Annotated in this window: 12 protein-coding genes and 5 pseudogenes; 6 read left to right on the forward strand and 11 right to left on the reverse strand. The window is 61.7% G+C overall.

What is annotated here, in order from left to right; all coding sequences use genetic code 11:
* Positions 1-78: 78 nt before the first annotated feature.
* Both JWR98_RS03060 and JWR98_RS03065 read right to left on the reverse strand, forming a co-directional pair.
* Complete coding sequence (locus tag JWR98_RS03060) at positions 79-825, reverse strand: creatininase family protein (protein ID WP_003174604.1); 747 nt, start codon at positions 823-825, stop codon at positions 79-81.
* A 30-nt stretch (positions 826-855) separates the two neighbouring features.
* Positions 856-1,566 (reverse strand): murein L,D-transpeptidase catalytic domain family protein, encoded by a 711-nt coding sequence (locus tag JWR98_RS03065; protein ID WP_003174603.1) that lies wholly within the window; start codon positions 1,564-1,566, stop codon positions 856-858.
* A gap of 38 nt (positions 1,567-1,604) precedes the next feature.
* Here JWR98_RS03065 and JWR98_RS03070 point away from each other — a divergent pair.
* Positions 1,605-3,205: pseudogene (locus JWR98_RS03070) on the forward strand (L,D-transpeptidase family protein).
* Here the strand turns inward: JWR98_RS03070 and JWR98_RS03075 are convergent.
* The 3 genes and pseudogenes from JWR98_RS03075 to JWR98_RS03085 all read right to left on the reverse strand — a co-directional run bounded on the left by JWR98_RS03075 (position 3,157) and on the right by JWR98_RS03085 (position 5,685).
* Positions 3,157-3,696, reverse strand: coding sequence for a P-loop nucleotide/nucleoside kinase family protein (locus tag JWR98_RS03075; RefSeq protein WP_205489264.1), 540 nt, complete (start codon positions 3,694-3,696; stop codon positions 3,157-3,159). The pseudogene JWR98_RS03070 and the gene JWR98_RS03075 overlap by 49 nt on opposite strands.
* Before the next feature lie 42 nt (positions 3,697-3,738).
* Entirely contained in the window at positions 3,739-4,881 is a 1,143-nt protein-coding gene (locus tag JWR98_RS03080) for an ATP-binding protein (protein ID WP_205489265.1), read from the reverse strand.
* Positions 4,871-5,685: pseudogene (locus JWR98_RS03085) on the reverse strand (alpha/beta fold hydrolase). The gene JWR98_RS03080 and the pseudogene JWR98_RS03085 overlap by 11 nt, the downstream one beginning before the upstream one ends.
* A 128-nt stretch (positions 5,686-5,813) precedes the next feature.
* Between JWR98_RS03085 and JWR98_RS03090 the strand changes: the two are divergent.
* Positions 5,814-7,036 (forward strand): annotated as a pseudogene (locus JWR98_RS03090) (TPM domain-containing protein).
* A gap of 14 nt (positions 7,037-7,050) precedes the next feature.
* On the opposite strand, the gene JWR98_RS03095 reads toward JWR98_RS03090, so the two are convergent.
* From JWR98_RS03095 to JWR98_RS03105, 3 genes and pseudogenes are all read right to left on the reverse strand, one after another.
* Positions 7,051-7,476, reverse strand: a complete 426-nt coding sequence (locus JWR98_RS03095) for a GNAT family N-acetyltransferase (protein WP_078733575.1) — start codon at positions 7,474-7,476, stop codon at positions 7,051-7,053.
* A gap of 17 nt (positions 7,477-7,493) precedes the next feature.
* The gene (locus JWR98_RS03100; protein WP_205489266.1) at positions 7,494-7,985 is read right to left on the reverse strand and encodes a GNAT family N-acetyltransferase; all 492 of its coding nucleotides are present in this window, start codon (positions 7,983-7,985) and stop codon (positions 7,494-7,496) included.
* A 136-nt stretch (positions 7,986-8,121) separates the two neighbouring features.
* Positions 8,122-8,378, reverse strand: a pseudogene (locus JWR98_RS03105) (fructose-bisphosphate aldolase).
* Between the two features lie 205 nt (positions 8,379-8,583).
* Between JWR98_RS03105 and JWR98_RS03110 the strand changes: the two are divergent.
* A complete protein-coding gene (locus JWR98_RS03110) occupies positions 8,584-9,060 on the forward strand; it encodes a DUF488 domain-containing protein (RefSeq protein ID WP_078825033.1) in 477 nt (158 codons plus the stop codon).
* Here JWR98_RS03110 and JWR98_RS03115 read toward each other — a convergent pair.
* Complete coding sequence (locus tag JWR98_RS03115; RefSeq protein WP_225908527.1) at positions 9,017-9,838, reverse strand: hypothetical protein; 822 nt, start codon at positions 9,836-9,838, stop codon at positions 9,017-9,019. The two genes, JWR98_RS03110 and JWR98_RS03115, sit on opposite strands and share 44 nt — an antisense overlap.
* A 229-nt stretch (positions 9,839-10,067) precedes the next feature.
* Between JWR98_RS03115 and JWR98_RS03120 the strand changes: the two are divergent.
* Positions 10,068-10,396: pseudogene (locus tag JWR98_RS03120) on the forward strand (DHCW motif cupin fold protein).
* 40 nt (positions 10,397-10,436) lie between these two features.
* Here JWR98_RS03120 and JWR98_RS03125 read toward each other — a convergent pair.
* Complete coding sequence (locus JWR98_RS03125; RefSeq protein ID WP_205489267.1) at positions 10,437-10,904, reverse strand: copper chaperone PCu(A)C; 468 nt, start codon at positions 10,902-10,904, stop codon at positions 10,437-10,439.
* Positions 10,904-11,509 (reverse strand): SCO family protein, encoded by a 606-nt coding sequence (locus JWR98_RS03130; protein ID WP_003174593.1) that lies wholly within the window; start codon positions 11,507-11,509, stop codon positions 10,904-10,906. The genes JWR98_RS03125 and JWR98_RS03130 overlap by 1 nt, the downstream gene beginning before the upstream one ends.
* 181 nt (positions 11,510-11,690) lie before the next feature.
* Here JWR98_RS03130 and JWR98_RS03135 point away from each other — a divergent pair, with 181 nt between their 5' ends.
* Together JWR98_RS03135 and JWR98_RS03140 are read left to right on the forward strand one after the other, a co-directional pair.
* Complete coding sequence (locus tag JWR98_RS03135) at positions 11,691-12,074, forward strand: DUF2946 domain-containing protein (RefSeq protein ID WP_205489268.1); 384 nt, start codon at positions 11,691-11,693, stop codon at positions 12,072-12,074.
* A gap of 62 nt (positions 12,075-12,136) precedes the next feature.
* Positions 12,137-12,658: a putative natural product biosynthesis protein gene (locus tag JWR98_RS03140; protein WP_205489269.1), complete on the forward strand. Its 522-nt coding sequence runs from the start codon at positions 12,137-12,139 to the stop codon at positions 12,656-12,658.
* Positions 12,659-12,690: the final 32 nt, after the last annotated feature.

Here is a 12,690-nt window from a genome sequence, read left to right on the forward strand (position 1 = left end):
GTCACTTTTTTACCCCTTCAAAGCCTTAACTGACTGGTATTAGGGCTTGCCCCCTCCCACATTGGATCTTTGTATGACCTAAGGTCGTGCTTCGTTGCTGAAGTTTTCGACTACTTTGACCAGGCCGCTGGCCGCCAGCGCCACCAACTCACCGCCTTTCTCCACCGTCGCCAACGCCGGGTCCGAACCCATTCGCCCGTCGGGGAAGCGCGCGCGGAAGTCCAGGGCTTCACGGATCGGCCCGGTGTTGGCGATCTGCGGCGAGTAGTCGGCCGACTTGATCGCGTCCGGATAGGCCCATTGCGTCACGGCAATTTCCGAAGGCGTGGCATGGCTGCCATGGCCCACCGGGAATTGGCGGTGAGCCAGCTCGTTGACGCCTTCCAGATCCCACCAGTTCACCAACTTCAACGCGAACCCGGCCGGGCGGCGGGCGAAGCTGGCTTCGGCGTACAACTCGGAGAACGCCGCTTCAATGGTCGCGATGTTGCCGCCGTGGCCATTGAGAAACAGGATCTTGTCGAAACCATGCCCGGCCAGCGAACGCACCCAGTCGCCAATCGCGGCGATGAAGGTGGAGGGACGCAGGGAAATGGTGCCGGGAAACCCCAGGTGATGCTGGGCCATGCCGATATTGAAGGTGGGGCCGATCAGGATATCGGCGTTTTTCTGCGCCTCATGGGCGATGATTTCCGGGCACATCCAGTCGGTGCCCAGCAGGCCGGTGGGGCCGTGCTGCTCGTTGGAGCCGATGGGGATCACCACCGTGCGGCTGCGCTCCAGGAACTGGCCGATCTCGATCCAGGTCGATTGATGTAGAAGCATTCGAAGCTCTCTTTTATCGGTGGGGACAGACTAACCGCCACGGATTGTACGACTACTGGCCACCTGTTGGGGTTTGCAATTGAGGTACGTCGAGGACTTCAACCAGCGCTGGTCGGGGTACCACGAAAACATGAACTGCCCATCCTTGAGTTTGTCCACCACCTGGCGCGCCACCTGCGGGCGTACGGCCGGGCAACCCTGGCTGCGGCCGATGCGGCCTTCGCGCTTGCTCCACAGGGGGCTTACGTAGTCGGCGGCGTGGATCACGATGGCGCGGTCGCGGGCCAGGTCATTGAACCCCGGCTCCAGGCCGTCCATGCGCAGCGAATAGCCATGGGTGCCCAGGTAACTCTCCTGGGTGCGGAACAAGCCCAGGCTGGATTGGTGGCTGCCTTCGAGGTTGGAGAACTGGGTGGCGAAGTTTTCCCCGGACTTGGCGCCATGGGCCACCAGGTCGCGCAGCACCAGCTTTTTCTTGCGCAGGTCGAAGATCCACAGCCGACGGGCGGTGGACGGTTGCGAGTAATCGATCACGGCCAGGCGCTCGGAGCGTTCCTCGCCGTTGCTGACCGCACACTGCATGGCGTTCAGGGCGCTTTTGAGTACAGTGGGATTGAGTTCTGGAGCCGAGCGCGCCAGGCTGTTATACAAGGACGGAGGGTTACCGTTGGCAGCGAGCGCAGAATTGCTCAAGATAGCCAGTACGGTCACCGCGCCGAGGCGGCACATAAAAGTCAGCATCTACAGTACATCCCCCACTGTGGATTGGAGCAAAGTCATTGTTCAAAAAACACGCATGTTACTTGAGCATTTGCCTGCTCGTTGCACCATTGGTCGCCACAGCAGAAGCGCTGCCGGTGCAGCCGTTGCCGGTCAGCACGCCGGCGCCGGTGGATCTGGCTCCGGTGCAACAGGCCCTGGCGCAGTTGCCCAGTGTCTGCCCCGACCTGGCTGCGCAACTCGATGCGCCAGCGCTTGCACGCCTGCAAGCCCTATACCAGCAGCATGGCGATGCACCGCTGTGGTCCGACGAGACGCGTCGCCAGGCACTCCAGGCACAGTTGCTGATGCTCGCCGACGACGGCCTGGACCCTACCCACTATAGCCTGGCTGAACCACACGCCACGCCAAACGTGCTGTGCAGCGATATCGGCAGCAGCCAGCACTATTTGCAGGCCCTGCAGGATCTGCACTTCGGACGCCTGCAGCAATCACGCTTCGAACCGCTGTGGCATTCCCAGCCACCGGCCCGCGACCCCGACACCGACGTGCTGGCCCTTGCCGCCGTTGGCCTGCAGGACATGGCGCAAGCGTTCGACCAGGCGCGACCCAGTGCCGATCTTTATCGCAGCCTGCGCAACGTGTATTCCAGCATGCGCCAGCAACCGCTGCCGCATTGGGACCCGGTCGGCAGCGGTCCGCTGTTACGCCCCGGCATGGAAGACCCGCGCGTACCGGAACTGGCGCGCGCCTTCACAGCGGCGGCTACCTGCCCGCAGAACGCCAGGGCAACGGCAAGCAATACAGCCCCGAACTGGTCAGCGCGGTAAAGGCTTTCCAACTCAGCCACTCCCTGCAATCAGACGGCGTGATCGGCGCCGGCACCGTGGCCGAACTCAATATCAGCCCGGCCATGCGCCGCGAACAACTGCGCATCAACCTGGAGCGCTTCCGCTGGCTGGCCAAGGACCTGGAGCCCGAAGGCGTGCTGGTCAACGTCGCCGCCGCGCAACTGAGCGTGTACCAGAGCGGCATCCCCGTGTGGCAAACCCGCCTGCAAGTGGGGCGTGCCGAGCGCCAGACGCCGTTGCTCAAATCACGCATTACCCGGCTGACCCTCAACCCCACCTGGACCATCCCGCCCACCATCATGCGCGAGGACAAACTCCCGGCCATCCGCCTCAACCCCGAATACCTGCGCCAGCAGAACCTGCAAGTGCTTGACGCTGAAGGTCACGCGCTGGCGCCCGAACTGATCGACTGGGCACGCCCCGGCAACATCCTGCTGCGCCAGGAGGCCGGCCCGCGCAACCCGCTGGGCAAGATCGTGATGCGCTTTCCCAACCCGTACTCGGTGTACCTGCACGACACCCCCAGCCAACCGCTGTTCACCAAAGGCCCGCGTGCGTTCAGTTCCGGCTGCGTGCGGGTGGAGCAACCCTTGCTGCTGCGCGACCTGCTGGTCAGCCCGGCCGAACGCGCGCGCACCGATGAACTGCTGGCCACCGGCGTGACCCACGAATTCAGGCTGGCCACGCCGGTGCCGGTGTTGTTGGGGTATTGGACGGTGGAAGTGGATCGCCAGGGTGGGCTGGTGTATGCGCCGGATATTTATGCGCGGGACCTGGTGTTGATGAAGGCGATGGGGAGTGTGCTCTGAGTCGAAGACAAATGCCGGCTGATGCTTTCAACGGCGTCTGCCGATGTCATCCGCGCAGTGTCGATGGTCAATGGCGCGTCAGCCCAGGCTTCGTATTCGTGGGTCAAGACCGATTGCCAGGTCGGTGGCGTCAGTCCTGCGATATCGCTCTCACGGGTTTCGACGCGGCGTTGATGTTCCTGGACGTCTGAGCAAACCACTTGGATGTCGATCAACGCAACACCCGCGGCGGCTGCGCTTGAGGTGAAGGCTGCCCGGCTGTCTCGTACCGGATTCACGCAATCGGCAATCACGGTATGCCCCAGTCTCAGGTTACTCAGCGCCAGCGCATTCGCCACGTCATAGCCGCTGGCGCCCGGCAATATGCCGGCATCGCGCAATGTCTGTTCGATCACATCGATGCGCAGATAAACCGCGCCGATCCGGTGCGCCAGTTCGCGGGCAATTGTGGTTTTACCGGTGCCGGGCAGGCCGCTGAAGATGATAAGCATGGTTCGGTCCTTCGAAATTGAGTGGGACGGGCAGGGCAACGCCTACCTGTCCTGAAACGTCACCGTAAAGGTGGTGCCGTCCGTGGCACAGGACCGCACCGCCACATCGCCGCCATGCACCTTGGCCAATTCGCGCACGATATACAGGCCAAGCCCCACACTGCGCACGTCGCTGCCCTGGTCGGTGCCACGGGTCATGGGTTCGAACAGCACGGCCAGCAGCGCTTCGGGAATCACCGCGCCGTAGTTGTGCGCGGCCACCTCGCAAGTGCCAGCGCCCAGGCGCGAGGTGATGGTGATCGGCCGTTGCAGGTCGCCATAGGCGACGCTGTTGGCCACCAGGTTGCCGATGATCTGCTGCACGCGGTCGGCGTCCAGGCAGGCGTCACCCTGGCCTTCGGCCTGATGCACCAGTGTCGCCTTGGGGAAGGCCACGCGCAGTTCGTCCACCGCGTGATGAATCACCTCATGCAGTGCCAACGGTGCGGCCTTGATGGTGATGCCCTGGCCGACCCGCGCCTGGGTGAAGTCCAGCAGGTCGGCGATCATGCGCTGGGCGCGCTCGGACGACTGGCCGATATGCCCGAGTAACTGGCGCTCCTTGGCGGTACGCTCACCACGACTGAGAAAGTCCGAGGCCATGCGGATGGCCGTGAGCGGGTTCTTCAAGTCATGGCTGACAATCGCCACCATCTGCTCGGCAAACAGCGCGCGGCGCTGGGAGATGACATAGGCCTCTTTCAGCTCGGCCTGGGCCTGATGCAGTGCGACTTCGGCGGCGGTTTTTTCGTGCAGCAGCGCCTCGGCCAAGTGGCGTGCGTTGAGCAGTTCGCGCTCGTACTTGTCGCGGTCGGTGGTGCCGAAAAGCGCCAGGTCGTACACCACGGCGTCGGCCTGCTCGCGCCTGTTGCCGTTGAGCAGCACGGTGACCTTGCGCCCGTCGCGGTGCAGCATGTCCAGTTTCACTTCAGTGACGCTGCCGTGCATGCGCAGCATCGGTGCCAGGTGGGTCTGATGGAAGATGCGTCCGCCCATGGTCAGCAGGTCCTGGAAGCGTCGACTGCACAGTTCGGTGGGGCTCAAGCCCAGCCAATCACTGAAGCGCGCATTCGCCTGGAGGATCGTGCCGTCCTCGGCGGTGACCGCCAGGGCGCAGGCGGCGCTGTCGAACAATTCAGCTGACACGGGCGGCCATCCAGGGCGCGAGGAAGGCGTCCATGGCGGCTGCACAGGCTTGCGGCGCGCTCATGTGCGGGCAATGCCCTACGTTCTCCACCAGGCAATAGGTGCTGTTGGGCAGCACCCGGTGCAGGTATTCACCCACGGCGATGGGGGCGATCAGGTCGTCGCTCGATTGCAGGATCAACACCGGGGTCGCCAGGCCGATCACGTCCTGGCGGTTGTCCGACAGGAAGGTTACCCGCGCGAACTGCTTGGCGATGTCCGGTTCGGTGCGGCAGAAACTGGCGGTCAGCTCCGCGCCCAGCGCGGTTGATCAGGCGCGCCCATGATCACCGGGGCCATGGCGCTGGACCAACCCAGGTAATTGCCGTCGAGGGTGTCGAGCAGGTCGTCGATGTCGCTGCGCGTGAACCCGCCCACGTAACCTTCGGCATCGATATAGCGCGGCGACGGGCCGATCATCACATGCGCCGCGATACGTTGCGGTGCCAGGCGGTCGGCAAGGGCGCCGATCATCGCGCTGACCGAGTGCCCCACCAGGATCACCGGGCCTTCGGCGTAGGCGTCGATGATCTCGTTAAGGTCGCGGGCATAACCGTCCAGCGCGCCGTACTTGGCTTTGTCGAAGGCATTGAGATCGGACAGACCGGCGCCCACCAGGTCGTACATGACCACGCGAAAACGGTCTTTGAACGCTGGCGCCAGGTCATTCCACATGGCCTGGTTGCAGCCAAAGCCATGGGAAAACACCAGGGTCGAGGTCCCGTTGCCCATTACGTTGACATTATTGCGGTGGCGTAAATCCATGGGGATCTCGAAGTTATGGCGTATTACTGGATGCGCGGCAGTTTAGATAGCCGACCGCTTTGGGTCACGCGTTATAGCGCTGATAGGTTACAGTCGGCGCCTTCAGGAAGAAACTTCAGGTAACAAACATGATGCGGTGGTTGCGGCAATCCGTCTTGAGTCTGCTGGTGCTGGCGTGCGCCAGCCTGTTGAGTGTCGCCCGGGCCGACACTTCGCCGATTGGGGTAGCCCTCGACCAACGGGTGATCGACCTTACCGGTACGCTCGATGCCAGCACCACCACTCGTCTGAAAGCGCAACTCGCCGCCCTCGAACAACGCAAAGGCGCGCAAGTGGCCGTGTTGCTGATACCCACCATCGGCGACGCCAGCCTCGAGGATTACACCAACCAACTGTTCCGCGCCTGGAAACTGGGGCGCAAGGACGTCAACGACGGCATCCTGCTGCTGGTGGCCAAGGATGATCGCAAGGTGCGCATCGAAGTGGGTTATGGCCTGGAAGGCACCGTCACCGACCTGCTGTCCCACCGCATCATTGAAGAACGCATCAAGCCGGCGTTTCGTCAGGGCGACTATGCGGGTGGCATCAGCCAAGGCGTCAATGACTTGGTCGTGCTGGTGGACGGCGGCGACTTGCCCGAAGTCGCCGAACCTGGCATCAACCCCCAGATCATCGCGATGCTGCTGGCATTTTTCGCGGGCGCCATCGGCGGTGTGCTGCTGGCCGCCGGCAAGCTGCATTGGCGCCGTGCCTTGGTTGCCGCCGTGGCGGTCACGCTGTTGCTGGCGATTTTTGGCGCGGCCGCGACTGGCTGATGTGCCTGCTGGTGATGCCGCTGGTCATGCTGATCGGCGGCGCGACGTTCGGTGCGTTGTGGCTGGCGCGCGCGGTGTTTTACTGCGTCATCGGGTTGCTGGCCTACATCCTGGGCCTGGTCGTGGTGAATCATCAGTACGCCGAGGTCAACTTCATCCATTGGTTGGCGTACCCGCTGGGCGCGTTGGTGGTGCTGGGGTTGTACCTGATCCTGCTTGCGGTCATGAGGGCTGCGTGGAAGCAGAGTCGCGTGGGGTTTGTCGCACGGTTGCTGGCGGCGGTGGCGGTGTATGTAGCGGCGGGTGCGCTGATGGACCTTGGACGCAACGGCTGGCTGTTTGCATTCCCTATCGCGTCGTTTGCGGCGCTGTTCATCTTCATCAAGACCAGCGGCGGACCGGGGTCGAGTTCAGATTCGGATTCGGATTCAAGCTCAAGCTCAAGCTCGGATTCAAGTTCCAGTTCCAGCAGCTCCGACAGCTCTTCCGGCGGTGGTGGTTCCAGCGGCGGCGGCGGGGCTTCGGGGAGCTGGTAGTAACGCGCTCCCAGTTACAGCCGCTTGGACAGAAACACCCGGCTGCTGCCTTCCGGCGCACAAGGTATTTCCCCAAACCGCACCCAGCCGTTCTTCTCGTAGAACCCCGGCGCCTGGAAGCTGATGGTGTACAGCACGGCGTTCAGGCAACCCCGGCGCCGGGCTTCGTCCTCAAAGGCTTGCAGCAACCGGCTGCCCAGGCCTGTGCCGCGCAGTGTATCGGGCAAGTGGAACAGGTCGAGAAAGGCCGTGCCCAAGGTGGTTTTTCCGGTGATGCCGCCGATGACCTGCCGGGTCTCGGGATCCTTGAGCAATACCGTGAGCGGCAGACGGTCGTTATAGCCGGTGACATCTTCGTTGAAAGCGGCCAGGCCGCTGCCAAGCATGTGCTCGGCGTCGGGGTTGGCTTGGTCGCTGATTTCGATGCGAGGTGCGGTCATTACGAACTCCCTGTCTGTTAGAACGCCATCACCATCTCATGCCACGCCATGCCGCCGTGATCCGAGGGCGAAGGCCGCACATAGGTGTAGCCCATGCGCTCGTACAACGGCACGTGCCGTGCCTTGCACATCAAGTGAATCGTGCGCTTGCCCATCGCCTGCATGCGTTGCACAAATTCGCTCATCAGTTGCTTGGCGTAGCCGTTGCCCTGGTGCGCGGGGTCGACCACCACCGACATGATCACCACATTCGGTGCATCGGGCGCATGGCCCACCAGCTCCTTGAACGCCTCGTCCGACATCACCACCTCATGGGCGCAACCGCTGTTGATAAAGCCCACCACCTCACCGTCGGCTTCCAGGATCAGAAAACCTTGCGAGTACTGCGCGATGCGCGTGGCGATTTTTTCCAGGGTCGCGGCTTCGTCGCCTTCATAGGCGCTGGTTTCAATTTCAAAGCAACGGGCGGCGTCGGCGGGGAGGGCGTTGCGCAGGGTGAGGGCGGGCATGCGGGTTCCTGGAGGGGAGCAAAAGACCACATCATAGCGGCGGTACAGACGCTGTACAGTCCCTGCCGTGCTCAAGTTGCGATCCCCTGAAACCAGAAAACCCGCCAATGCGGGTTTCCTCACAGCTCAAATCCCATCAACTTACCGCAGGCGCGTCAAACCCTCGCCCTTCGATCACCGTAAACACATCGGCCACATCCTGGACCATGATCCGGGCGGTATTGGCGACGGTATTGATATCGTGTTCGGCGTAGTCGCAGACGTTGGAACAGGCCATCAGGTGCGGTAGGCGAGCGCGGCGTTGAGACGCTCACTGGCGCAAGCATGGAGCTCGCTGAGGGGGGCGTCGCTGTCGATCAGCAGCACCGGGTAGTCGGTGGCGGTTTGGGACATGGGGGTGAAGCGGCGGGGCGAACTATAAAGTGCCCTCCGCCGAGGTGCAACCGAGAGGATGTAACCGCTACTGGCGAACTGCACCCACCTGCCCGGAAGCCCTCTGCTCCGCCCGTCATTCTCAAGGCCTGATCAATTGTCACCGATGATATAGTCCCGGCGGTTTTTACGTTTTAATCGCGCCGGGAGGCTCCAGGAGAACTGCATGAACCTTTACACCGCAGGCTATGAGGGCCTCAGCATCGATACTTTCATCGCGCGCCTGAAGCAGGCCGGGATCGACAAGGTGCTGGATGTGCGCGAGTACCCGCTATCGCGCAAAAAGGGCTTCTCCAAAAATGCTTTTGCCCAGTGTCTGGCCGCTGAAGGCATCGCCTACGAACATAGTCGTGCGCTGGGTTGCCCAAAACCTATACGCAAGCAATACAAGGAGGACGGAGACTGGGCTGCGTATGCTTGCGGCTTTCGAGCGTATATCCGCACTCAAGGCACTGTGTTGAATGAGTTGGTGTGCAGCGCGGCTGACCAGCGCATCTGCATGGTCTGTTATGAAGCGGACGCTGATTTTTGTCATCGCAGCCTGATCGCTGAAGCAGCCCAGGGGCTGGAGAGTTCGCTGCAAACCCAGCATCTACCGCTCAGAACAGAGGCGTTTGCTGAACGTCTGCTGTCGGTCGCTTAGGCGGATAAATCAGACTGACAATCAGCCACTGTCCGGGAAAACGATGGAGGGTGCCCATCAACAGCATTAAATCTTTCGTGGGTAGTTCGGCTTCCAGTTTGTGTCTGAACGGGACTTCCCAGCCGTGTGCCCCGTGTTTGCGGTGCACATTTCGATAGAGTTGACTGGCTTCCCAGTCAACGATTTTGTGGGTGTGGGATTTAACTTCGCCGTCTACCAGGCAGTCATAGATGTAGTGAAAGTCGAAAGGTACTTTTTCCAATCGCTTGATGCTGGCGCGCTCCTGTTCTTCAAACAGGCTCGGCTGGCGCTGCATTGCTTCCAGCTTTTCGACTTCTTCAGGTGTCCATCTTTCCGAGGTCGACTTTTGAACGCGCAATGCGCTGATACGTAGAGGCCTGATCAGGCCGAGGGTAACGTTGCTATCGACTCTGGCTTGTTCCAGCGCTTCAAAGCTTTCATAAACCGGCAATTTGTCCAGCCATACGCGTCGTTCGAGCCAGTTTCCGGCAGGCAATATTCTTCCCGCACAGATACTGTCTACGCCAACTTTGTAGCTCTCCGGCCTGTGATCGGCTGGGTTTTTTTCGATAAGCGCTTCGATCCATTGCCACTTTGCGAATTGCTGGTCCTCGGTGATCAGGCGAAACGGTACCGGATAAAGCCGTATGAGGTTGCCATCCTCGTCCATGCCCGCGACACAGGAGGTCTCAGTGTATTTGGCGCTGGGAGAAGGGTAGGTCTTGCACAGAATCAGGATTCGAACCTTGCGTTTCATGAGAGCCATATCCAGAGATCTTTTCTGAACTGTATCCAGACATCGGAGAGCTGCCAGAAAGACTTGTAACTACACATGGATAGCTCAAGCGAGGCGTCTTGGTCTTCGTCAGTGCAAGCTCCGAAAAATCCCCATCGGCTGTATCCCACAAAACCAAGCCATCTGTGTCTATCGCACTCGCCGTCAGGTGGCTAGCCTCACGCCACGTTAACTGACGACCGAGTAATCCATGGAACTCACCGCTGTCCCGTTTGGCATCACCGACTGGTCTACCGTCGACCCCGAACTTCACCCAGGCGTAACCGGCAGTGCTTCATGGAGAACCTGCCACTTCGGCACCACCCGTGTACGCCGGGTGGAGTACACCCCAGGCTACCTGGCCGATCACTGGTGCACGCGCGGGCATGTGTTGCTGTGCCTGGAAGGCGAGTTGCACACGGAGTTGGAAGACGCCGCCAGTTCACGCTGACGGCCGGGATGAGTTACCAGGTGGGCAATGACATGGAGGCGCATCGCTCATCGACGAGCGTTGGGGCGACGTTGTTTATTGTGGATTGAGGGACTGGATGCGCCCCTCCCACATTTTAACCGCTGTGTGTCAGTGCATCTTGCTGTGGTCCATGCCATCCAGACCCCGCGCCGTTGCGGTCACGTCAACGGTCTGCTTTTCGCCCTTGGCAGTTTCCACGGTCAGGGTCAGCGGTACCTGGTCGCCTTCCTTGATCTGCCCGGTCAGGCCCATCAGCATCACGTGGTAACCGTTCGGGTCGAGCTTGACCGCTTTGCCGGCCGGCAGGGCCACCGCGTCCACCGGGCCCATGCGCATTACGTCGTCCTTCATGCTCATTTCATGGATCTGCACGTCCTTGGCCACCGGCGACGCCACACGCAGTAACTTGCTGTCGCTGTCGGCGGTGACGGTCATGAACGCGCCGCTGGATGGCTGGCCCGGCACCGAGGCGCGTACCCAGGCGTCGGTCACTTGCACCTGGGCGCTGGCGTGCGCGGCGAAACCCAGCAGGGCGAGGCTTAAGGTGAAGTGCTTGAGGTGTTGAACGGCAGTCATTAGCAGACCTCCATGACGGTGAGCAGGTCTTCTGCGCACTCTTTAGCGGTAAGGGACGCCTGCAGGCCCAGGCGCAGGTTGCCACGGGTGTCGAAGACAAAACTGGTGGCGGTGTGGGACAGGGTGTAGGTGTCACCGGCGGGGATCTTTTCATAGAAAATCCCGAACTCCTTGGCGGCCACGGCGATTTCTTCCGGGGTGCCGTAGAGCGCTTCGAAGCTGGGGTCGAAGGCCTTGACGTACTTGTCGAGAATTTCCGGCGTGTCGCGCTCCGGGTCCAGGGTGATAAAGATCACCTGCATGATCTCGCCGTCACGGCCCATCAGCTTCTTGGCCTGGGCGGCGCGGGCCAGCGTGGTGGGACACACCGCCGGGCACTGGGTGAAACCGAAGAACACTACCGGCATCAGGCCACGGTAGGAACTGAGGGTGACGGTATCACCCTCGGTGTTCTTGAGCTTGAAGGTGCGGCCCATGATCTTGTCGCTCAAGTCCTTGCCGTACTTGAAGTTCAATCTGGGGCTGTTGTCACAACCGGCCAGCAGGCCCAGGCCCAACAGGCTCATGCCGGTGAGGACCTTGCGGCGGGTGAATAACGTACTCATCAACGGTGCGTCCTGTGAAGCGCCTGCATTGCTCTGGGTCTACACATCAGGCTTTGAAAAGGAGTAAACGAGGAGGGCGCCCAGTCTACCAACCCAGGCCTGTGCGCGTAATCTGCGACGTTCTGCCACAGGGGCGTGCTGCGTTTCGTCACTTTGCGGCTTCGGTGGTAGAGTCGCCGCCATGAATTTGAGCCATCCCGACCGTTCGCTGATCGCCTGGACCCTGTACTTCTGCGTGCTGATGAACCTGTTCGTGTGCGGTTTGGGCCATGGCCGGATGATGGGCCAGCAGCTCAATGGGATCGGTGGGGCGTTCTGTTCGGTGAGCGGCCAACAGGCGCCAATTTCCGACAAAGGGTTAAACAACGCGGCTTCCAGCAACATCTCGAACTACTTTGTCTGCCCAGTGTGCGCCGGCGTGACCGTCGCCCTGGTGTTCCTGATCGGCCTGGCCTGGCTGTTGGGCCTGGGGCAAACCCCACGCCCGGCCCATGAACAACGCAACAAGGCACCGCCGCGCTACGCCTGGCCCTCGGCCAACCCCCGCGCTTCCCCCGCCGTCTGACGTGTGCCATGGGCCTCCTGTGACCTGGAGGCGTTCTATCGTCACGACTGTGAGTGCGTTTCATGAACCATCAATTGCCTGCAGGCGCCCGTCGCCCGCGCGCGGAACCTGCGCGGTCCGAATACCCCAGCAATGCCCGCAGCTTCGTGCACCTGGATGCACGTCTGTTGCCGTACTGGCACAGCCTGTTCGACATCTGCCCGGCCTTGCTCAAGCTTGACCCGCCCGAAGGCCTGAAGCTGTTTCGCAGCTTCATGACCTGGGCCTATCGCAACCGGCCGGCGCAGGACTGGACCTACCACCTCAACGTCTGCCGCTGGCTGCTGGGCTCGTCCTATCGCGCGCAGATCGACGCCGAGCCCATCGAAGCCTTGATGGCCGCCGCTGCCGCGTGTTGGGTCAACACCGATGTCAGCCCGGCCCGGGGCGTGGTGCTCGCCTGTAAAGAGCTGAAGGTCTTCGATTGGAAAACCGCGCCTCCCGGCAATGCCGAACAGCGGGCGTTGCCGCCCTCGGCGCAAGACTTCGCCTGGTGCCCGCTGACGGCGCACGGTGGTTTCAGCGGTTGGTTGCCGGTGCCTTGATCGGCATCAAGGTGCGTACTTGCCCAGGTCAT

Source organism: Pseudomonas lactucae, assembly GCF_016937615.1.
Lineage (GTDB): Bacteria > Pseudomonadota > Gammaproteobacteria > Pseudomonadales > Pseudomonadaceae > Aquipseudomonas > Aquipseudomonas lactucae.